The following is a 22,304-nucleotide window of genomic DNA, read 5'->3' on the forward strand; positions in this document are numbered from 1 at the left end:
ATCATTTTGTCGGACCCCCTCGCTAACCTCCCCGCCACACCGTCGTGAACGACTCGCAGGAGGAACCGTGGGCTGGCTCGATGCCCAATCCGAGACTGGGCACGCGTCCGGGTACCAGGTCCGGCTGGGGGAGAACGGACGCGTCCAGTGCCGCAACGGCAAGGGCAAGCTCCTCTCCTCGGTGCCCGCGTCGCTCAAGGACGACCCCGCGGTCGTCCAGTTGCGCCAGCTCGCCGAGTGGCTGACCCGGCACCGCGCCGAGTGCCTGGCCGCCGTGGACGCCTGGATGGTGCGCTCGCTGCCGGTGCCCGCGACGCTGATCGCCGAGGTCTGGGCCGATGCCGCGTGGGCCGACGCGTTGCGCGACCTGGTCGTCACGGCCGATGACGGCAGTGGCGCGGAGACCGGGTTCCTGCGCGACGCCGACCCCGAGCGCGGGCTGGGCGTGGTCACCCTCGACGGTGACACGCGCCGGCTGAAGCCCGAGGTGGTGGGCATCCCGCACCCGGTGCTGCTGGAGGACCTGGAGGAGCTGCGCGAGTTCGGCGCGGAACTCGGCGTCGAGCAGCAGGTGCAGCAGCTGTTCCGGCAGACGCACCCCCGACCGGCCGGGTTGGCGGGCCGGACCTCCGTCGACGACTACGCCGGCGGCAAGTTCGAGCAGCTCAACCACGCGCTGAGCCGGTGCCGCACGCTCGGCTACCCGGTGCGCGGCGGCGACGCGGTCTACTCCGCGTTCGAGGACGGCCGGGTCGTGGAGGCCCGCTACTGGCTCGGCTCGGACTACCCCGAGAACGAGGCGTGGACCGGCGAGCTGTCGTGGGCCCTGGAGGACGGAACCGCGCTGCCGCTCTCCGACGTCGGACCGGTCGCGTGGTCCGAGGGGATGCGCATGGCGGCGGCGATCCACGCCGGTCGCGTCGTCGAGGAAGTGGTGGCCCCGTGAACGCCCTGAGCCCGAAGGCCCTGCTCGCCGCCGGCGCCGTGCTGCCCGGCACCGACGACGTCGGCGAGGACCGCGACACCATCACCGCCCGCCACTACGCCCACGCGGGACTGGACGGCCGCGTCGTGGTACGCCTGGTGCCCGCCGTCCTCGGCCGCGCCGAAGACCTGACCTGCGAGTACCTCGGGTTCGACGCGCCCGCCCGGATCGCCGACGTCGGCACCGGCAAGCGCAGCGCGCTCGGCTTCCCCGCGTGGGCGCTGGTGCACGACCCGGCCAACGCCCACCACGCGCTCAACCTCGTCAAGGACGTCGAACGGCTGGCCCGCACGGCCAAGTCCAAGGCGGGCTCCGCGAAGGACGGCTTCACCCGGCTCGGCGACATGCTCGGCCGGTCCGCGCCGCACTTCCTGCCCACGTTCTACGAGCAGGCCGGGCGGATCTTCCTCCAGCACGGCAACACCTCCTACGCGGCGAGCATGTTCGGCAAGGCCCGCGAGGCGGAGGAGGTGCACGACCTGGCGGTCGACCCGGATCGCACGCGCGAGGTGTTCCTGGAGTTCGCGTTCGCCGGCGCGTTGACCGCCAAGGCGCTGTCCGCGCACGCCAAGGGACTGGCGCGCAAGCACGACCCCGACGAGGCCTACGAGCTGTTCTTCACGCTGTGCGTGGAGCGCACGCGCGGCGGCCTGCCGCCGTACACGGGCATGCCGGAGGACCTGCGGCGGCTGGCGAAGGCCGCCAAGCGCGACCTCACCGCCGAGGACCAACGGCTGCTGCGCGCGGTCCTGGACAGTTCCGCGATCAGCCGCGCGGGCGGTGCGTTCTGGAAGTCCTACCGCGGCTCGCTGGTGGCGTTGGCGTCCGGCGACGCGGCGGTGCGCGGCCGGCTGCTGTCGTTCGTGCCCGACTCCGCGGCCGTGCCCGACGCGTGGCTGGACATCCTGACCTCGTGCGGCGCGACCCGTGCGCTGATCGGACCCGACGAGGCGGAGGCGAACCCGGCCGAGTGGTTGTCGTCGCTCCTGGGTATTCGCGCGTCGGGGTGGCGCGGCGCCAAGCGGTCGGTGAAGCTGCTGGAGCTGGTCGAGGCGATGGCGGGCCGGCTCGCGGCCGACGGCGTGCCGGTCCGCGCGCTGCGCTTCTACCGCGACGGCGACCTGGACGTGCTGGACCTGCTGGTGTCGCACGACGTCCCGATCGCAGCCGGCGAGCGGGCCCTGCACCTCGACGTCGCCGGGTGGCTGGCCGACGACGAGCCCGGCCGTCGCGACCTCGCCGCGCTGGCCGCGTCGGAGCGGTTCGGCGGCGCGCTCGGCGAGGGGCTCGTCGACTACGCCCGCTCGCGCATCCGGCAGACGACCGTCGCCTTGGACGTGCTGTCGTCCGCGATGGCCGTGCCGGGTCTGCGCACCGCGCTGGGCGGGTGGATCAGGGCGAAGGTCGAGCGCGTCGGAGACACCGGCCTGCCCGAACTCGGCGACCACCTCGGCAAGCTGGCCGTCGTGCGGCTGCCCGAGGCGTACGTGGACGTGCCCGAGGCGGCCGAGTCGCTCGCCCGCACCGACGTCGCCGCCGCCCTGCACCGGACGTTGCGCGCGGGTCTGCTGGACGAGCTGGCGTGGCCTGCCCTGGAAGAGGCCGTCGCACGCCTGGCCGACGCCGGCACGGCCACGGACAGCGGCCTGGTGGTGTGCGGCGAGGGGTGGCCGGCGCTCGTGCTGCGCCGCGGCGAGACGTTCGTGGTGGTCGGTCCGGACGGCGTGCTCGCCGAGCACCTCTCCCGGATCCCGGCCGACGCCCGGTCCCGCTGGGGGTTCGCGCCGACCGGGTCGTGGGTCGACGGTGTGCTGTTCGTGCGCTGGCGCGGCCCGGACGGCGAGCTGGCGTACTGGAGCGACGCGCCGGACCGCATCCTCAAGATCGGCGACGACAGCCGCGGCTACCACCGGGAGGACGTGTCCAAGCCGTCCATCGCGCTGCCCGGCGGCGGTCGGTTCGCCGGCGGGCGGGCCGTGCACCCCGGCGACACGGTCATGCCGACGTTGGCGGTGGCGTACGGCGACGGCACCACGGTGTGGACCGGCGCGTACCAGGACGACCGGGTGTGGCGCTGGTTCGAGGTCGACCCGGCCACCGGCCAACGTGGTCGGGCGAGCCTGCCCCGGTTCATCGAGGACTTCGCCGCCGACGGCGCGTCGCTCGCCCTCGACGAGTGCGACCTGAGGCCCGCCGTCCCCGAGACGCGGGACAGCCCGCTCGGCGCGGTCGACGGCCTGCACGGGTGGCGGGTGCGCCGTGAGGCGGACGGTTCGCACGTCGGCGAGGGCGTGGACGGCCGTCGGATCCGGCTGGCCGAGGGCGCCGGTCTGCCGACCGGCGTGCTGCGGCTGCCCGGTGGCGCGGACGTGACGTTGGTGTCCGACTACCAGTCGGTGACGCTGCTCGACGCGGAGGGCGTCAAGCTGGCGACGGTGGCGACCGCCGTGCAGCACCCGGACTACGCGACGGGCACGCCGTTCGTGCCGCCGCCGGACTGGTGGCACCTCCTGCGGCCGCGCGACGATGCCGGTTCCGCCGCGCTGCGCGGCGTGACGCGGGAAGCCGTCGACCGGGTGCTCGCCGTCGCACGCGAGGAAGGGCCGGACAAGCGCACGCGCCGCGAGCGGCTGGCGGCGCTGCTCAAGGGCGAGCGCGGTGGGCTCGCCGGTGTCGTCGCCGCCGAGCTGCCCGGCCTCACCCACCCCGCGCTGATCTCCGGCGTGGTCGACCTGGTCCGCCGTGCCGTCGAGGTGGAGCGCTCCTACCGGGGTTACGGCGAGATCGCCGCGGCGGCCCGTGCGGTCGACCCGGTCCTCGCGCCCACCGGACCCGACGTCACCGAGGACGAGGTCAACGTCGCGCTCAACTGGTTCGGCGGCTACCGGAGCTACCACTCGCGCGGCCCGGTGCCGACCGGGTTGCCCGCGTTGATCGCCGCGCTCGCCGAGGCGGCCGCGCGACCGGAGGGACGCGACCTGCCGCTGTCGAACGCGCCCCGCTGGTTCGACGTGCTGCCGCACCTGGCCGCGTTGGCCCACCGCGCCGCGTCACCGCTCACCCCGGACGACGAGCGGGCCGCGCTGGCCCTGGTGCTGCGGTCCGTCGCCGACGGCGGCCTGGCCGACGGCGCCGGGCACTGGCGGACCGTCGGCGTGGTGGTGCACAAGGGCCAGTCCAGCCCGAAGGACCGGGTCGTGCCGGTGGGCGACGGGTTCATCGCCCTGTTCGAGGCCCAGTGGCGCAACGGCCCGGGCAGCCGGTTCGACGGCGTGCAGTTCAGCCGCACGCCCGGCGCGTTCGACCTGCCGAAGGACTGGCAGGTCGAGTCGGACGCGGAGGTGCGCACGACGTTCGGGCCCGAGCGGGTGGCCCGGTTCCTCGACGTGCTCGCCGAGCGCGGCCCCGCGCCGTGGTTCCCCGAGGCGGTGCCCGCGTTGGTCGAGCTGACCGGCCTGGGCACGGCCGAGGCGACGTTGCTGCTGGCCGGTCTGCCCGGCGTGAACCGGTGGGACGCGAACTTCCTCTCCACCGCCGACCGGCACCTGCTCGGCCTGTCCACGGGCGGCGCCAAGGCCGCCAAGGAGCGGTTCCGCGGGCTGGCCGACTGGTTCCGGCTCAAGCTGGTCGCCGCCGCCGTGCCCGCCGACCCGGCCGACCTGTGGACGAGCGGCCCGGACGTGGCCGCGGTCGCCGAGGTGTGGACCGCCGAGTACGGGCGGCGGTCGCCGGTGCCGGACGACGTGCTGGTGGACGCGGTGAAGCTGCTGAACCTGCAGCACGCCGGCGAGTACGTGACCGGCGTGGTCAACCCGGACAGCACGCCGTGGCTCGTCGTGGACGCCGAGTTGACGTTCACCGGCTCCGGCCTGGAGGCCCGCCGGCCGGAAGGGTTCGACCGCGCGGCGCTGTGGGCGGTGCCGCGGGTGTTGCTGTGGCTGGCGCACCGGCTCCCGGTCGGCTCGCCGCTGCGCGCGCGGCTGCCGGAGGCGTTGGCGCTGGCCAGGCAGCGGGTCGCGCACCCGGGCTTCCTCGTCGACCTCGGCCGGTGGGTCTCGCTGGAACGGGTGTGCGCGCTGCTCGGCGTCGACCCGCCCGGCGAAGGCCTCCACCGGTACCAGGACTGGCTGGAGCTGGCCCGCGCGGGCGACGGCTACTGCGGGCTGGTGGTCAGGCCCGGCCTCGTCGGACCCGCCGACCACGACCTGCTGGTCGCCGTGGCGGAGGTGGCCGGCGCGCGGGACGTGCCGCGGATGCTCGACCGGCTGGCCGACGACCGCCTCACCGCCCTGTGCGCGGTCCCGGTGCCCGAGGGCGTCGACCCGGCCGCCTACCACCAGGACCCGATGGTGTCCGTGCCCGCGTTGGTCGCGGAGGTCGCCACGCGGTTCGGGCTGACCGAGGACGCGGCGGCGCTGTACCTGCAACTGCTCGCCCTGCCCGACCCGACGGACGCGAACGTGGCCAGGTGGACCGGGTGGAAGCCCGCCCGGCTGCGGCAGGCCCGCGCCGCGCTCGCCGGGACCGACCTGGTGCTCACCGCGAAACGGGCCAGGGCCGGGCGGTCGCTGTTCCTGCCCGGCGGGTGGCTGGCCCTGTCCGCACCGCACCTGCCGCTGGAGATGTGGAAGGCGCCGATGTTCGAGTACGGCCCCGGCCGGCCCGACGCCCTCGTGCCGCTGGAACCGGTCGCCGACCTGTTCGCCCGCGCCTGGCAACGGGTGCTCGACGGCGACGCACCCGCTTACGAAGAGCTCAGGACCGGAGGACGCAGGTGACCGCACCCAGGCAGGTCGAACCCGCCGAGGACGCCTTCCACGAGGAGTTGGCGTTCCTCGCGGCCTACGACAGCGGCCCCCGCCCGCCGGGGTGGCGGCTCACCCCGCGCGCGGTCGTCACGTTCGTGATGGGCAGCGGCGACCCGTTGGCGCTGCCCAAGGGCGTGTCGGTGGACGGTGTGCCGTCCCGGATGGTGATCGGCGCCAAGTTCGTCGGCGAACGGGCACTCGTCGAGCGGGCCGTGGTGACGTTGGCGGGCGAACGCGGCCTGCTGCTGGTCGGCGAGCCGGGCACGGCCAAGTCGATGCTGTCCGAACTGCTGGCCGCCGCCGTGTCCGGCAGCAGCCAGCTGGTCGTGCAGGGCACCGCGGGCACGACCGAGGACCAGTTGCGCTACGGCTGGAACTATGCGCTGCTGCTCGCCGAAGGGCCGAGCCCGCGGGCGCTGGTGCCGTCACCGGTGTTCACCGCGATGCGCGGCGGCGGCGTGGTGCGGGTCGAAGAGGTCACCCGGTGCCTGCCGGAGGTGCAGGACGCGCTGGTGTCGATCCTGTCGGACCGGCGCATCGCGGTGCCCGAGCTGTCCGGCACGGACGGCGCGACCGTGCACGCCGCGCCCGGCTTCACCGTGATCGCCACCGCGAACCTGCGCGACCGGGGCGTGTCGGAGATGTCGGCGGCGTTGAAGCGGCGGTTCAACTTCGAGAACGTCGGGCCCATCGGCGACCTGGCCGCGGAGACGGCGTTGGTGCGGCGGCAGGCCAGTGCCGCGCTGGAACGGGTGAGCGCGCCGTTCGCCGTGGACGACGTGGTGCTGGAGGTGCTCGTCACCGCGTTCCGCGACCTGCGCAACGGCGTGTCGGAGGAGGGCTGGGCGGTCGAGCGGCCGTCCACGGTGATGAGCACGGCGGAGGCCGTGTCGGTCGCCACCTCGCTCGGTCTGGCCGACGCGTACTTCCCCGGCGACCGCGACCCGCTGTCGTTGCTGCCCGGCCACCTGCTCGGCGTGGTCCGCAAGGACGACCCGGGCGACGCGGCCCGGCTGCTCGGCTACTGGGACGGCGCGGTGCGGCGGCGGGCCGAGTCCGGCGCGCGCACGTGGCGAAGGCTGTGGGAGCTCCGTGACGTCCTCGATGCATGAGCTCGCCGACCACCGGCACCCCTACCTGATCGGGGTGCGGCACCACTCGCCGGCGCTGGCCGCGGTGGTGCCCGCCCTGCTGGACGCGTTCGCGCCCGAGGTGCTGCTGGTCGAGCTGCCGGAGGAGCTGGGGGAGTGGCTGCCGTTCCTGGCCGATCCGGACCTCGTCGCGCCGGTCGCGCTGTCCGGCGCCTCGCGGGACGGCGACCTGGCGTTCTACCCGTTCGCGGACTTCTCGCCCGAGCTGGCCGCGGTCCGCTGGGCGGGCCGCCACGGCGTCGAGGTCCGGCCGTGCGACCTGCCGCTCGCGTCGCGCGGTGACGGGCACCGGCGTCAGGAGCGGGGCGCGTCGCCGTTGACGGACGCGCTGCGCGGCGCGACGACCGGCCGTGACGGCGACGACCTGTGGGACCGGCTGGTCGAGGCCGCCGCGCCCGGCCAGACGCCGGAGGCGGTGCGGCGGGCCGCGCTGATGGTCGGCTGGGCGTTGCGGCAGGACGCGTCGGGCGTCGGCGTCGACCCGTACGACCTGCGCCGGGAGGCGTGGATGCGACGGGCCGTGCGGGCAGTGGACGGCCGGCGTTGCGCGGCGGTGGTCGGGTCGTTCCACGCGGCGGCGCTGCTGGACGGGCCGGTGGACTCCTCGACGCCGGGCACCGCCGACATCGTCACCTCGTTGGTGCCGTACGGGTTCGCGTTGCTGGACGAGCGTTCCGGCTACCCGGCGGGCATCCGCGATCCCGAGTGGCAGCAGGCCGTGCTGGAGGCGGCGGGCGACCCGGACGCGGTGGAGGCCGCCGCCGCGTCGTTCATCGTGCGGATCTGCGCGCGGGTGCGGGAACTCGGCCACCCGGCCGGTCCAGGCGAGGCGCGGGAGGCGTTGCGGCTGGCGATCGACCTGGCCCGGCTGCGCGGCCTGCCCGCGCCCGGACGCGGCGAGCTGGTGGAGGCGGTGCAGACCGTGCTGACCCACGCCGAGCCGCTGGGCCGCGGCCGGGTCGTGGCACGGGCCGCCGGTGACGTGCTGGTCGGGCACCGCACCGGCGTGCTCGCGCCCGGCACGCCCCGGTCCGGGCTGGCGCCGGCGGTGGAGGAGCTGGTCGCGTCGCTGCGGCTGCCCGGTCCGGACTCGCGCGAGCCGGTGTCGTTGCGGCTGGACCCGTTGCGGTCGGAGTTGGACGCGCGGCGCGAAGTGGCGTTGCGGCGGCTGACCGTGCTCGGCGTGACCTACGGCGAGGAGACCGCGACGACGGGCGTCGGCGGCGGTGACGCGCTCACCACCCGGTGGACGGTGGCGTGGACCCCGACGACCGCGGCGACGTTGCCGGTGGCCGGGCTGTGGGGCGCGACGTTGGAGCTGGCCGCGTCCGGGCGGCTGCGGGCCCGTCGCGCGGAACGCGAGCAGCACGGCGGCCACACGCCCGGCGCTGTTCTGGGTGATCTCGTGGACGCGGCGCGGTGCGGGCTGCCGGGGATGGTGGACACGGCGTTGGCGGACGCGGCGACCGTGCTGCCGTCGTCGGGGACGCTGCGGGAGTTGTTGGCGGGGCTGGACCTGCTCGACCGGTTGCGTGCCGGTCACGTGCCCGGGACGCCCGGCGACGTGCTGGACGCGCACCCGTTGTTGGCGCGGGAACTGGAGACGGCGGCGGTGGCCCAGCTGGACGGGCTCGCCGGGTCCGAGGACGTCGCCGACGCGCGGGCGCTGGTGGAGCTGGGGCAGCGGCCGGGGGTGCACGGGCTGCGGCTCGCCGCGTCCCTGCGGACGTTGGCCGACTCGGGGGCGCCGTTGATCGCCGGTGCGGCCGGCGCCGCGCGGGTGCTGTCGGGTTTGGCGCCCGCTCCGGCGTTGGGCGAGCGGGTGGCGTCCTGGGTGGACGGTGCGAGCACGCCCGAGCGGAGAGGTGTGCTGCGGCTGGGGCTCACCGGTGTGCTGGCGGCGGCCGGGCCGTTGCTGGAGACGCCGGAGGCGCTGGCGCCGTTGCTGGACCGGGTGGAAGGCATGGGGGACCGGGACTTCCTCGACCGGCTGCCCGCGTTGCGGGGCGCGTTCACGACGGTCGGGCCGGCGGCTCGGGCCCGGGTGCTGGCGGTGGTGGAGGAACGCACGGGTGAACGGGTCGACGCGCTCGGCGCGCCGGATCCGGAGCTGCTGGCGGTGTGGTTGGCCGCGGAGCACGCGGCGGTGGACGCGTTGCGGGCGCACGCCCTGCTGCCCGAGCGGGAACACCCGGGCGACACTTCGGCGGTCAGAGAGGCCGGGGCGGTGAGCGGATCGTCGGCGGGAACGGCCGGGGCGGTGGGCGGGGGCGGCACATCCGTTGGAGTGGTCGGCGCGGCCGGGTTGTCGAGTGGCGCGGGCGGCACGTCGGTCGGGGTTGCCGGGCCGTCCGACGCCGGTGAGTTGTCCGCCGGGATCCGGTGGCGGTTGGTGCTCGGGGCGAACGGTGACCGTCCGGCCGGTGCGGTGCGGTACGCCGCCGCGCTCGACGAGCTGTACGGGAGAGACCGGGGTGAGGGCGCGGCGCGGGGTGATCTCGGGGCCGACCGCTCCAGTCCGTTCCCCGACGTGCGCGAGTGGTCGGAGGAGTTGCGGGACCTGTTCGGCGAGCACGTCCGCGAAGAAGTCCTGGCCGCGGCGGCGGAAGGCGGGCGGTTGGAGGCGGCGTTGGAGATCGACCCCGCCTCCGTCCGGCCGTCGGTGGACCTGCTGCGCAACGTGCTGTCGCTGGCAGGCGGGTTGTCGGAGTCGGCGCTGGCGCGGCTGCGGCCGTTGGTGGCACGGCTCGTGCGCGAGCTGACCGACCAGCTGGCCAACCGGGTGAAGCCGGCGCTGACCGGGATCCAGCTGCCGACGCCGACGCGGCGGCCCGGCGGCCGGCTGGACCTGCCGCGCACCCTGCGGGCCAACCTCGCCACCGCGCGCCGTGACGCCGACGGCCGCGTGGTGGTCGTGCCGGAACGCCCGGTGTTCCGCACCCGCGGGCGCAAGGCGAACGACTGGCGGCTGGTGCTGGTGGTGGACGTGTCCGGCTCGATGGAGGCGTCCACGGTGTGGTCGGCGCTGACCGCGTCGGTGTTCGCGGGCGTGTCCGCGCTGTCGACGCACTTCCTGGCGTTCTCCACCGAGGTGGTCGACCTGACCGACCGGGTGGCGGACCCGTTGTCGCTGCTGCTGGAGGTGCGGGTGGGCGGCGGCACGCACATCGCGGGCGCGTTGCGTCACGCCCGTTCCCTGGTGACCGTGCCGGAGAGGACGATGGTGGTACTGGTCAGCGATTTCGAGGAGGGCGGTCCGGTCGGGCCGCTCGTCGCGCAGGTGCGGGAACTGGTCACCTCCGGGGTGACGGTGCTCGGCTGCGCGAGCCTCGACGACCGCGGCGTCGCCCGCTACTCCACGTCGGTAGCGGGCGCGCTGGTCGCGGCGGGCATGCCGGTCGCGGCCCTCAGCCCGCGTGAACTGGCCCGCTGGGTGGGGGAGAAGGTGCGCGGATGAGCGTGCCCCCGGTGTTCCCGGCGGTGGTGGCCGACGTGCTCGACGCCCTGCCGCCCCGCCTGCGCAAGCGGGTCGACGCGTCGATCGGGCGCGTCGCCGAGTGGACCGTGACCGTGGCCGCCGACACGGCCCGTGCCGAGCTCGACGCCGACACCGCGCTCACCTGGACGTTGCGCGAAGGCGTCCTCACGACGGCCGACGACCTGGTGTGCAGCTGCCTGATCGCGCCGAAGTGCCTGCACCGGGGCATCGCCGTCGCCGCGGCCGACGTCGCGGAAGGCACGCCGGAGCCGGTCGCCGTCCCTGATGAACCCGTTGCCGACGCGGTCGAGCCGACGTCCGACGCCGAACGTGCGGCGGCGGTCGCGCTGTGGGACGCGTGCGCGACGGTGCTCCGAGCGGGCGCCACGGGCAGCGGCGCCGTGGTGCGGGCCGAACTGCTGCGCGCCGTGCACACCGCACGCGTCACGGGCCTGCACCGGGCCGCCGCGAACGGCCTGCGCATCGCCGCCACGCTGGCCGCCGCACGGGCCGGCGACTCGTCGTTCGACCGCGAGGCGCTGACCGCCGAACTGGTCGAGCTGATGCTGCTCTGCCACGACCTGCGCACGGGCACCGGCCCGCCGGCCGAGCTGCGCGGCACCGCCCGACGCGAGTACCGCCCGATCGGCTCCCTGCGCCTGTACGGCCTGTGCACCGCGGCGGTCGTCGCGGCCTCCGGCTACGCCGGTGTCGTCACGTACCTGGTGGACGACGGCGGCGTGCTGTGGACCGTGCCCGCGATCATGCCGGGCGGTGTGGAAGGGGTCGCCGCCGCCGCGAGCGGGCCGGTGGCGATCGGTGAGTCGGGTCTCAGCCAGCGCGAACTGGGCCGTGCGGGCCTGCTCCTGTCCGGTGGCACGGCGTCGCCCGACCGCCGGCTCGGCGCGGGCAAGGCCGTCCGCGCGGTGGCCGCGTCCCCCGCGTCGTGGGACGAACCACCGCTGGCCGGCCTGTGGGCGCAACCGTTGCCGGACCAGGTGACCCGCGCCTTCCACGCCCACGCCGAACCCGAGTCGCAGCGCCCGGCCGGCGCGGACCTGCTGTTCGTGACGGGAACCGTGCTCGGCGCGGCGGGCGACGCGCTGCGGCTGGCCACCGACGGGACCCACGTGGACCTCGTCGGCGACGGCGACCGGGCGCGGGAGAACCTGCGGGTGCTCGCGAACGCGCCCGGCCTCCGGATCCGCGCCGTGGCACGGCTGCTGCCCGACCGGCCCGGCACGGCGGTCGCGCTGGCCGTCGCCGGCGACCTCGACCTGCCCGCCGACCTGAGCCACCACGTCGACCTCGGCCTGGACCGGCTCCAGCGCTCCCACGTCGCCGGGGACGGCACCCGCGAACTGCCGGCCCGACCGGAACCGGCCGACCGCGTCCCCCGCCCCGCGCGCCCGCTGGAGAACGTGGTGCACCGGATCGCGCTCGGCGGGCGTGCCGTGGCGGCCGTCGCCTCGGCCCAGCGCGAGGTGGCCGCCTTGACCCGGGACGGCCTGACCACCACCGCCGACCTGCTGGCGGGCCTGGCCGACGCCTCGCGCGACCGCGGCCGTGACGCGTTCGGCCGGGTGGTCCGCGACGAGGGCGACGACTTCCCGCTCGCGTGGCTGCGCGCCGGCCTGCACGTCCGCGAGTTCACCCGGGCCGCCGCACGGCACGCCTGGCTGACCGAGGTGGGTGCGAACTGAGGTGACGTGACCGGACGATCATCCTTATCCTGCGGCGATGTCCCCACCGCCCGCCGGTCCGCTGTGCACGCGGGAGTCGATCGCCACCCAACTCGGCGCGGCCGGTCTGCGCCGGGGCGACACCGTGCTCGTGCACTCCTCGCTGAGTTCGCTCGGCTGGGTCTGCGGCGCGGCCACCACCGTCGTGACGGCCCTGCTCGACGTGCTCGGCGAGGCCGGGACGTTGGTGGTGCCCGCGCAGTCCGCCGACAACTCCGACCCGGCGGGCTGGCGGAACCCGCCCGTGCCCGAGTCGTGGTGGGCCGAGATCCGCGCCTCGATGCCGCCCTACGACCCGCGCACGACACCCGCGACGGGCGTCGGCGTGATCCCGGAGGCCGTGCGGACCTGGCCGGGAGCGGTGCGCAGCGCCCACCCGCAGACGTCGTTCGCCGCCATCGGCGCTCGCGCGGCCGAGGTCGTGGCCGAGCACGCCCTGGACAGCCAACTCGGGGAACGCAGCCCGCTGGCCCGGTTGGCGGAGCTGGACGCGAGGGTCCTGCTGCTGGGCGTCGGCTTCGACTCCTGCACCGCGTTCCACCTGGCCGAGTACCGGCTCCCGGCGCCGCCGATGACCGACAACTCGTTCGCGATCACAACCCCGAGGGGCCGCGCGTGGACGACCGTCCGCGACATCGCCCTCCACGATGACGACTTCGCGGAGCTGGGCGAGGCGTTCGCCGACGCACGTCCGGTCGAAGTCGGCCGGGTGGGCGCGGCCGTCACCAGGCTGTTCTCGCTGGCGGACGCCGTCGCCTACGCCGAGGACCGGCTGACCGCGCGTCGAAAATGACGTTGATGGCCGAGTGGGCCGTCACTAAGGTTTTCGGCGTGACGAGCCCCGAGTCGGACAGAGCGGAGCCGCCGATCGCCGGCGGCGACCTGTCCGACCGGTGAGCCACCGGTCCTGAACGCGATCGCCCGTCGGCGGTCGGCACGCGCACGCACCTGACCGCGCACGCCGACCTCGGAGTCGATCCCTTTGCCTGTGTTCATCTACGTCCTCGGCCTTGCCGTGTTCGCGCAAGGCACCTCGGAATTCATGCTGTCCGGCCTCGTCCCGGGCATCGCCGACGACCTGTCCGTGCCGGTGGGCGCGGCGGCGAGCCTCACCTCCGCCTACGCCATCGGGATGATCATCGGCGCGCCGGTGATGGCGGTGCTGAGCGCGCGGTGGCCACGCCGTCGCGCGCTGGCGGGCTTCCTGGCCGCGTTCGTCGTCGTGCACGTGCTCGGCGCGATCACGGCGGACTTCGTGCTCCTGTTCGCAACCCGGATCGTCGCCGCGATCGTCAACGCCGGTTTCCTGGCCGTCGCGATGTCCGTCGCGACCGCGCTCGCACACCCGGCGAAGCAAGGCCGGGCGACCGCGGTGCTGTTGTCGGGCATCACGCTGTCGTGCGTCGCGGGCGTCCCCGCCGGCGCGCTGCTGGGCGACTGGGCCGGGTGGCGTTCGGCGTTCTGGGCCGTGGCCGCCCTGTGCTTGCCCGCGTTGGCGTTCGTGTTCCGGTCCGCGCCCGCGGACGCGGCCGGTCGACGTGACGTGTCGATCAGGCGGGAGGCCCGGGCGTTGAGGTCACGACGCGCGCAGCGGGCGTTGGTTCTCGCGGTCCTGGTCAACGGGGCCACGTTCGCGACGTTCGCCTACCTCGCCGTCATCGCGACCGAGGTCGCCGACCTGCCCGCCGGCGGGGTGCCCGTGCTGCTGGCGGCGTTCGGCGTCGGCGCGTTCATCGGGGTGACGGTCGCCGGCCGGGTGGGTGACGCGAAGCTCCGGCCGGCGGTGTGCGTCCTGCCGGTCGGGTGGGCGGCACTGGCCGTGGCCGGCGCCCACGCGGCGCCGCTGTTCGCCTTGGCGGTGGTGCAGGGCGCGTTGTCGTTCGGCGTCGGATCGGCACTGGTGGGCCGCGTCCTGCGGGTCGCGGCCGACGCGCCCTCGCTGAGCGGCGCGTTCGCCACCGTCGCGCTGAACGTCGGCGCGTTCCTGGGTCCGCTCACGGCGGCCGTCGCCACCCGGGCCGCGGTCGACTACCGGGCCGCGCCGTGGGTCAGCGCCGTGCTGGCCGCGGCGGCGATCGGCGTCATCGGTGTCCGTAGGCGAGGTTCGTCCCGGACACCGCGCGTTCCGCGGTGATCACCGTGTCGCCGACGAGCAGCGCGCGGTCGTCCACCAGCGGCGTGCCGTCCTCGCCCCGGCTGAGCCGGCTGCTCAAGAGGGCCGGCGAACCGGGCTCCCGCCGGAGCACCCGCGCCTGCTCGGCCGTCAACGCCACCGCCTGGATCGTCTCGCTGGCCTGCCGCACCGGCCGGCCCGACTCCTCGAGGAGCCGGTACAGCGACTGGTGCCGCAGGGTGTCCCCGTCGACGAGCCCTTCGGGCAGGTAGGACGTCTGCAACAGCAGGGGCACGGACGAGGGTCGGGTGCTGCGCAGCCGCTGGACCGCCAGCACCCGACCACCCTCCGCGACACCCAACCGCGCGCCCACGTCCGCCGGCGGCACGACGAGCCGCGCGTCCAGCACCTCGGTCTCCAGCTCGATGCCCTGCTCCACCAGGTCCTGCGACAGGCTCCGCAACCCGGTGAGGCCGTAGGCGAACGCGGGCCGCCGCACGAACGTGCCGACACCGTGCCGCGTCTCCAGCAGCCCGTCCGCCTCCAACGCCTGGATGGCCTGCCGCACCGTCATCAACGAGACGTCGAACTCCTCGCCCAACTCCCGTTGCGCGGGCAGCGGCGCGTCCGCCGGGTACCGGCCGTCGGCGATCCGGTCGGCCAGCACCCGGTAGATCGCCAGGTACTTGGGCACGCGCGTGCCGTACTCGCGGCCCGTGCGCCGCCCGTCGTCCACCGGTGCGAACTCCCGACTCTCACCCTCCGACGGAGGATAGCGCCCGGCGGAACTCGGCCACCTCGGCGACGACGTCGGCGACCGGCGCGCCGTCGACCAGCATCCGCATCAGCACCGAGCCGATCACCACACCGTCGGCGTCCGCACAGGCCTCCACCGCGTGCTCGACGGTCGAGATGCCGAAGCCGGTCACCACGGGCAGTCCGGTCATCCCCTTCACCCGCCGCGCCGTCTCCCGCGCCGTCGTGGCGAGGTCGGCGCGTTCGCCGGTGATCCGCATCGAGCTCATGCAGTACACGAACCCGGCCGACGCCCGCGCGATCTCACGGCACCGGTCGTCGTCGCACGAGGGCGCGGCCAGCAGCACCGCCGCGACCCCGACCTCCGCCGCACGCGCCCGGTACTCCGCCGACTCCTCCAGCGGCAGGTCCGGCACGATCACGCCCCGCACGCCCACCGACGCCAGGTGGTCGAGGAACCCGCCCACACCGCGTTCGGGAGTCAACGTCATCGCGACGTTCGCGTAGGTCATGACGACCAGCGGCACGTCGACGTCGAGCCCGGCCAACTCGTCCAGCAACGCCCTCGGCCGGCCACCGCGGCCGGCGGACAGCGCGGCGGCCCGCTGCACCGTGGGCCCGTCCAGCATCGGGTCGGAGAACGGGAGGCCGATCTCGATCGCGTCCGCCCCCGCCTCCGCCGCACCCCGCACCAGGTCGAGCCAGTCCGGCACGACACCGGCCATCACGTACGGGATCAGCAGCCGCCCGGGAGCGTCCCGCAAACGCCGTTCCACCACGTTCATCCCAGGTGCTCCTTGATCTGCTGGATGTCCTTGTCGCCACGGCCGGACAACGTGACCAGCACCGTCGACCCGGCCGCCAGCTCACCGGTCGCGGCGGCGTCGACCACCCACGCCAGGGCGTGCGCCGACTCCAGCGCGGGGAGGATGCCCTCGGTCCTGGTGACCAGCTTCAACGCCCGCAGCGCCTGCTCGTCGGTCACGCTCGTGTAGTGCGCCCGCCCGCTCTCCGCGAGGTGCACGTGCTCCGGCCCGACACCCGGGTAGTCCAGCCCGGCCGAGATCGACTCCGCTTCGAGCACCTGGCTGTCGTCGTCCTGCAGGAAGTGCGACATGAACCCGTGCAGCACGCCGAGCTTCCCCTTCCCGACCGCGCTGCCGCCCGCCGCCTCCACGCCCACCAACCGGACCGGCGTGTCCACGAACCCGGCGAACGTGCCCGCCGCGTTCGACCCGCCGCCCACGCACGCCACCACCACGTCCGGCAACGCCGTGGGCAGCAGTTCGGCGCACTGGGCGCGTGCCTCGTCGCCGATGACGCGCTGGAACTCCCGCACCATCCAGGGATACGGGTGCGGGCCCATGGTGGAGCCGACGCAGTAGTGCGCGTCCTCGGTCTCGTTCACCCACGCGCGCAACGCCCCGTTGGTCGCCTCCTTCAACGTGCCGACACCGTTCGCCGACGTCACCGGCACGACCTCGGCGCCGAGCAACTCCATCCGGAACACGTTCACCGCCTGCCGCCGGACGTCCGTGTGTCCCATGTAGACGGTGCAGTCCAGTCCCAGCAACGCGGCCGCGGTGGCCGTCGCCACGCCGTGCTGCCCGGCCCCGGTCTCCGCGATGAGCTTCCGCTTGCCCATCCGCCGGGCCAGCAACGCCTGCCCGAGCACGTTGTTGATCTTGTGCGACCCGGTGTGCGCCAGGTCTTCCCGCTTCAGCAGGACCCGCACGCCCACCGCCTCGGACAACCGCGAGCACTCCGTCAACGGCGTCGGTCGACCCACGTACGTGGCGAGCAACCGCCGGTACTCCGCCGTGAACGCGGCGTCCGCCCACGCCTCCCGGAACTCCGCCTCCACCGCTTTCGCGGCGGGCATGAGCGCCTCCGGCAGGTAGCGCCCGCCGAACCTCCCGAACCGTCCGGCCGCGTCGGGGACGCCCATCCTGACCACCTCGTGAACTGACACTTCTAGAACTCTAGAACTCTCTCCGGATGTGCGCAAGCGGCACGGTCTGTCGTTGCTTGACCATGCAGCGTCACGCGCGCCGGAGTCTGCGGATGCCGTTTTGCTGACGCTCTTGAAATAGCGGTGGGTGCCACCCGGTCATTCGTGGCGTCGTGCGAAGCATTCTCCGGACCTGTCGCTTGACCAGTGGATATCGAGTGCCGCGCGGTCGAATTCCGGACCGCCAGGAATGTGCGGTGATTGCGCCGATCTCGTGAACCGCGCAGCTCGGACTGTTGCGCGGCCATCGGGTCGGCGCTAGCCTCCGAACCCAGGGGAGATGGCGACGCCGCAGGTCGAGCCGCCGCTCGGAGCGGGTTCCGAGTCGTGCTCGCGCCTATTCGGGGTGCGCCGGTGATTGTTTCAGGGGTGGTGGCATGCGCATTGTCGCGTTTGCGGTCGTGTTCATTTTTCTCGGAGGCGCGCCCGCTGCGGCCGAATCGCGGGACGACCGGTTGGCGCGGGCGCTGTCCGACTCGGTGAGCACGTCGTCCGCGCTGGCCACGCTCGCCGAGTTCGACGCCGCCGCCGAGCGGCACGGCGGCAACCGCGCCGCGGGCACACCGGGGTTCGAGCGATCGCGGGAGCACGTCGAGCACGTCCTGCGCCGCGCCGGGTACCGCGTGACGACCCAGCCCGTGCCGTACACGGGGTTCGCGGCCGACGTCGAGGTCTTCACCGCGCCCGGCGGCGCACGGGTTCGCGCGCTGATGGGCCAGTTCACCCCGTCGGGACAGGTCGAGGGCGCGTTGGCGGCGGCGACCGGTGACGGTTGCCAGGCCGCGCACTACCCGGCGGGCACCGTGATCGCGGTCGCGCCCACCGGCGGTTGTCCGACCGTCGACAAGGCGGTGGCCGCGCGGGACGCGGGCGTGCGGGCGGTGCTGTTCTACGACGTGTCGCCCGCGGTGGACGCCGTGCTCCGCCGCCGCGTGCCGGGCGCCCCGCTGCCGGTCGCGTTCATCAGCGAGCGCTCCGCCCGGTCGCTGACGCCCGGCACGGCGTCGCTCGACCTGCGCGGTCACTCCTACGACGACGTCACGGTGAACGTGTTCGCCGAGACCTCCGGCGGGCGTGCGGACAGCGTCGTCATGGCCGGCGCGCACCTCGACAGCGCGGTCGACGGACCGGGCGTCAACGACAACGGCACCAGCGTCGCGGCCCTGCTGGAGACCGCCGTCCGCCTCGCGCCGCACCAGGCGCGGGTGGTCAACAAGGTGCGCTTCGCGTTCTGGGGCGCCGAGGAGTGGATCAACGTCGGCTCGATCCACTACGTGGGCACCCGCACACCGCGGGAGCTGGCCGCGATCAGCCTGTACCTGAACTGGGAGCTGATCGCATCGCCCAACTACGTCCACTTCGTCGTCGACGGCGACGACAGCGACCACCCGGACACCGGCTCGCCCGCCGGCCCGCCCGGGTCCGGCGTGGTGGAAGCCGTGCTGTCCCAAGGATATCGCGCGCGGGACGTGCCGTTCCGCACCGCGGACCTCAGCGGGATCCGCTCCGACCAGGAGGCGTTCGCCGCGGTGGGCGTGCCGGTCGGCGGCGCGTTCGGCGGGGTGCGCGGCATCAAGACCCCGGAGGAGGCCGCCGTGTTCGGCGGCACGGCGGGGATGACCTACGACCCGTGCTACCACCAGCCCTGCGACGACCTGTCGAGCGTCCACGTCGGAGCGCTGGGCGAGTCGATGAGGGCGATGGCGTGGGCCGTGGGGCGCTTCGCCGTCGAGGACGACGACGTGCGGCCCTGATCGGAAGGGAGGTGCGCACCATGTACTACCTCCACTAGCTCCACCAGTCGATGACCATTCCGGTGGGGTGCGCCCGGGCGCACCCCACCCACGGCCCGGGGAGCGCCTGTGCCCAGCATCTTCGACCCGTTGTCGCCCACGATGCTCGCCGATCCGCACGCGGTCTACGCGCGGCTGCGCGCCGAGGACCCCGTGCACCGGCACGACGGGCTCGACGCCTGGGTGCTCACCCGGCACGACGACTGCACGCGCGTGCTCAAGGACACCGACGCGTTCGGTTCGGACCCCGCCGCGCTCGGCAGGCCGGTGCCCGAGTCGATGCGCAACCTCCACGTGCTCGACCCGCCCGAGTCCACGCCCGTGCGCCACCGGTTCGTGGGTCTGCTGCGCTCGCGGGAGGCGTTGGTCGGAGAGTCCGTGCGGCGGATGGCCGACGACCTCGTCAAAGACCTGGACGGCGTGGTGGACTTCGTGCGCGACGTGGCCGAACCCTTGGCGCTGCGGGCGGTCGCGGACCTCTACGGCGTCGGGTTCCCGGCCGACCACCGGCACTACCGGGAGACCTCGCGCACGATGGTGCTCGGCATGGACTCCGGTCTCGACCCGACCCGGCTGGAGCCCGCCCTCGCCGCGCGCGACACCCTCAACGCGCTCATCGAGGGCTGGCGGGAGGGCGCGGAGCCCGGAGGCGTGCTCGACGTCGTGCGGCCCGGCGACGACCGGGTGCTCGTCAACTCGCTGCGCGCGGTGTTCGACGCGGGCTACTCCACGACCGGCGACCTGATCGCCAACGCCCTGCACCTGTTGACGTCGCGCCGGTCGTGGACCGGCGCCGAACTGTCCTCCCTGGGCGGTCGGGCGGTGGACGAGCTGATCCGCCTGGCCGGTCCGGTGCAGGCGGTGAGCAGGCACTGCAAGTCCGACGTGGACCTGGGCGGCAGGCGGGTGCGGCGCGGTGATGTCGTGGTCGTCGTGCTGGCGGCCGCGAACCGCGACCCGGCGGTGTTCCCCTCGCCGGACGAGGCGGACTTCACCCGCTCGCCCAACCCGCACCTCGGCCTCGGCCGCGGCGCGCACGCGTGCTTCGGCGCGCCGTTGGGCAGGCAGGTGCTGCTCACCCCGTTCCGCGCCCTCGCCGGGATCGGTCGCCTCGACGCGGCGGGCGAGCCCGTGCGAAGGCCGACGGCGACCCAGCGCGGCCTCGACCACCTGCCCCTCCGGGTGGCCTGACGCCTCGACCGGCACGGAGGCCGCACGCGGTCCGGTTACCGTGGACGTGTGGAGATCCGAAAAGGAGACTTGGACGACCTGCCCGCGATCATGGCGATGCTGGACGGCGCGGTGGCGTGGTTGGACGCCTCCGGTCGCACGGGGCAGTGGGGGAGCGAGCCGTTCTCCGGGCAACCCGGCCGGGTCGAGGGCATCGCCGAGAAGATCCGCGAGGGCACGGCGTGGATCGCCGAGGTCGACGGCACGCCCGCGGGCGCGATGACGCTCGCGCCCAAGCCACCCCGGTACGTCGAACCGGCGGCCGAGCCGGAGGTGTACGTGACCCTCCTGGTGACGGCGCGGTCGCACGCCGGCCTCGGTGTCGGCAGCGCGCTGCTGGCGCACGCCGTCGACGAAACCCGACGCGCCGGCGTCGAGCTGCTCCGCGTCGACTGCTACGCCGGTTCCGACGGCGAGCTGGTCGCCTACTACCGCCGCAACGGGTTCGAGCCGACCGAGCCGTTCACCGTCGGGACCTGGCCGGGTCAGGTGTTGGCCCAGCGGGTCGGAGCACGGACCCGCACTTCGTCGGAGTAGCCACCCGACCGGGTGGGCGGACCACCCCGTTCGGCCGCAATGCGAGGCCCGGCGACCCCGCGCTTCCGCAGATCGGCGTTTCCACGCACCCGGATTCAGCGCATTCGGCGACGATCCGCCTCACCCCATCAGGGCGTTGGCCACGGGTTTCGGCCCGAGTACGGTCGGGACTACTACCGAGGATGGCCACCTCCGCTGCCAACCAGTCCGCGGCACGACCGCGGGTACGACCGGGTGTGAAGGTGGTCTCCATGCCGTTGGACGTTGTCGACCTGCTCAAGCAAGGATTGCCGGAAAGCTCCGCGCCACGTCGGCGGATCGTCGTCGTCGGCGCCGGAATGGCCGGGCTCACCGCGGCCATGCTGTTGAAGGAAGCCGGCCACGAGGTGACGATCCTCGAAGGCCAGAACCGGTTGGGCGGGCGCATCCTCACCCACCGCGGTTTCGCCGGGGACATGTACGGCGAGTTCGGCGCGATGCGATTCCCGCAGCAGCACCCGCTCGTGTCGTGGTTGATCGAGGAGAAGTTCAAGCTCGCCACCAGACCGTTCCCCATGTACGACGAGGACACGTTCGTGTTCCTCCAGGGAAAGGGCGTCCGGCGCCGGGACTTCAGCGCCGACCAGTTCTCGTTCGACCTGCAGCGCGGTGAGGCGGACCGCGCGCCGCACGACCTGCTGCGGCACACCGTGCAGCCGCTGATCGACATCATGGAGCAGGAGGACGAAGCCAAGGCGTGGCACCGCCTGCTGACCGACTACGACCGGTACACGCTCCTCGGCTACCTCAAGGAACGCGGCCTCAGCGACGGCGCGCTGGCCATGCTCGGCCCGCTGTTCAACCTCGAAGGGCGCTACCACTTCTCCCTCGTCGAGTGGTTCTCGCACTTCTACGAGGACGTGTTCGGCCACCTCGTCTACATCGTGGACGGCGCGGACTCGCTGCCCCGCGCGTTCGAGACGCTGCTGATGGACGACATCCGGCTCGGCGCCCTGGTGCACGGCGTCGACCAGGACGACAGCGGGGTGCGCGTGCACTACCGCGCCGGCCGCCGCACGCAGACGATCGAGGCGGACGAGTGCATCGTGACGGTGCCGTTCGCCAGCCTGCGGCACATGGAGATCCAAGGGCTCGACCCGGACAAGTGGTACGCCATCCGCAACACCTACTACGGCCGGGCGCACAAGCTGTTCATGCAGTTCAGCGAGAGGTGGTGGGAGACGGCGTACGGCATCACGCACGGCCTCACCGTGACCGACCTGGCGATCCGCAACATCGTCTACCCGCCCGCCGGTCAGGACACCCGGTTCCGCAAGGGCGTGATGATCGCGTCGTACTGCTGGGAGCAGGACAGCATGCCGTACACGCCGCTGGCCGGCGAGGAGAGCGTGATGCAGGCGCTGGAGGACCTGGTCAAGATCCACCCGGAGGCGCGCGACACGTTCGAGTTCGGCGTCTACAAGGACTGGGCGCTCGACTGGTTCGCGTGCGGCATCGGCCCCCTGTTCCGGGCGTTCGAGATGAGCGAGACGTTCTACGAGGACGTGATCCGGCCGGTGAACCGGGTGTGGTTCGCCAACGACGCGTGCGACCGGCGGCACCGGCGGTGGGTGGAAGGCGCGCTCAAGGCGGCGGTGAAGAACGCCTACGCGATCCACGAGGGACTGCGCGACGAGATGCCCTGGAAGGACTGAACCAGG

At 74.1% G+C, this 22,304-nt stretch carries 14 protein-coding genes; 11 read left to right on the plus strand and 3 right to left on the minus strand.

Annotation, left to right across the window (positions count from 1 at the left end):
• The first annotated feature begins 67 nt into the window (after positions 1-67).
• From ADK67_RS11365 to ADK67_RS11395, 7 genes are all read left to right on the plus strand, one after another.
• Positions 68-946, plus strand: a complete 879-nt coding sequence (locus ADK67_RS11365) for a DUF4132 domain-containing protein (RefSeq protein WP_053716364.1) — start codon at positions 68-70, stop codon at positions 944-946.
• Positions 943-5,763: a hypothetical protein gene (locus tag ADK67_RS11370; protein WP_053716365.1), complete on the plus strand. Its 4,821-nt coding sequence runs from the start codon at positions 943-945 to the stop codon at positions 5,761-5,763. Before ADK67_RS11365 ends, ADK67_RS11370 begins: the two co-directional genes overlap by 4 nt.
• Entirely contained in the window at positions 5,760-6,905 is a 1,146-nt protein-coding gene (locus tag ADK67_RS11375; RefSeq protein ID WP_053716366.1) for an ATP-binding protein, read from the plus strand. Before ADK67_RS11370 ends, ADK67_RS11375 begins: the two co-directional genes overlap by 4 nt.
• Positions 6,886-10,401, plus strand: coding sequence for a DUF5682 family protein (locus ADK67_RS11380; RefSeq protein WP_231648128.1), 3,516 nt, complete (start codon positions 6,886-6,888; stop codon positions 10,399-10,401). Before ADK67_RS11375 ends, ADK67_RS11380 begins: the two co-directional genes overlap by 20 nt.
• Positions 10,398-12,125 carry a hypothetical protein gene (locus ADK67_RS11385; RefSeq protein ID WP_053716368.1) on the plus strand — a complete coding sequence of 576 codons (1,728 nt, stop codon included), beginning with the start codon at positions 10,398-10,400 and terminating at the stop codon, positions 12,123-12,125. The genes ADK67_RS11380 and ADK67_RS11385 overlap by 4 nt, the downstream gene beginning before the upstream one ends.
• Before the next feature lie 37 nt (positions 12,126-12,162).
• A complete protein-coding gene (locus tag ADK67_RS11390) occupies positions 12,163-12,957 on the plus strand; it encodes an aminoglycoside N(3)-acetyltransferase (protein ID WP_053716369.1) in 795 nt (264 codons plus the stop codon).
• Between the two features lie 195 nt (positions 12,958-13,152).
• Entirely contained in the window at positions 13,153-14,298 is a 1,146-nt protein-coding gene (locus ADK67_RS11395; RefSeq protein WP_231648129.1) for a Cmx/CmrA family chloramphenicol efflux MFS transporter, read from the plus strand.
• On the opposite strand, the gene ADK67_RS11400 is transcribed toward ADK67_RS11395, so the two are convergent.
• Genes ADK67_RS11400 through trpB form a run of 3 tightly spaced genes read right to left on the minus strand, consistent with a single transcriptional unit; the run spans position 14,246 to position 16,981 of the window.
• A complete protein-coding gene (locus ADK67_RS11400; RefSeq protein WP_053716371.1) occupies positions 14,246-15,013 on the minus strand; it encodes a GntR family transcriptional regulator in 768 nt (255 codons plus the stop codon). The two genes, ADK67_RS11395 and ADK67_RS11400, sit on opposite strands and share 53 nt — an antisense overlap.
• Before the next feature lie 19 nt (positions 15,014-15,032).
• Entirely contained in the window at positions 15,033-15,818 is a 786-nt protein-coding gene (gene trpA / locus ADK67_RS11405) for a tryptophan synthase subunit alpha (RefSeq protein WP_053716372.1), read from the minus strand.
• Entirely contained in the window at positions 15,815-16,981 is a 1,167-nt protein-coding gene (gene trpB / locus ADK67_RS11410) for a tryptophan synthase subunit beta (RefSeq protein ID WP_053716373.1), read from the minus strand. Before trpB ends, trpA begins: the two co-directional genes overlap by 4 nt.
• A gap of 440 nt (positions 16,982-17,421) precedes the next feature.
• On the opposite strand from trpB, the gene ADK67_RS11415 reads away from it, so the two are divergent.
• From ADK67_RS11415 to ADK67_RS11430, 4 genes are all read left to right on the plus strand, one after another.
• Positions 17,422-18,798 (plus strand): M28 family peptidase, encoded by a 1,377-nt coding sequence (locus tag ADK67_RS11415; RefSeq protein WP_053716374.1) that lies wholly within the window; start codon positions 17,422-17,424, stop codon positions 18,796-18,798.
• A gap of 108 nt (positions 18,799-18,906) precedes the next feature.
• Positions 18,907-20,028, plus strand: a complete 1,122-nt coding sequence (locus ADK67_RS11420) for a cytochrome P450 (protein WP_053716375.1) — start codon at positions 18,907-18,909, stop codon at positions 20,026-20,028.
• Between the two features lie 48 nt (positions 20,029-20,076).
• Positions 20,077-20,604: a GNAT family N-acetyltransferase gene (locus tag ADK67_RS11425; RefSeq protein ID WP_053716376.1), complete on the plus strand. Its 528-nt coding sequence runs from the start codon at positions 20,077-20,079 to the stop codon at positions 20,602-20,604.
• 251 nt (positions 20,605-20,855) lie between these two features.
• Positions 20,856-22,298, plus strand: a complete 1,443-nt coding sequence (locus ADK67_RS11430) for a flavin monoamine oxidase family protein (RefSeq protein ID WP_197289396.1) — start codon at positions 20,856-20,858, stop codon at positions 22,296-22,298.
• The last annotated feature ends 6 nt before the right edge of the window (positions 22,299-22,304 follow it).

This window comes from Saccharothrix sp. NRRL B-16348 (assembly GCF_001280085.1).
In the GTDB taxonomy this organism is placed as follows: Bacteria; Actinomycetota; Actinomycetes; order Mycobacteriales; family Pseudonocardiaceae; genus Actinosynnema.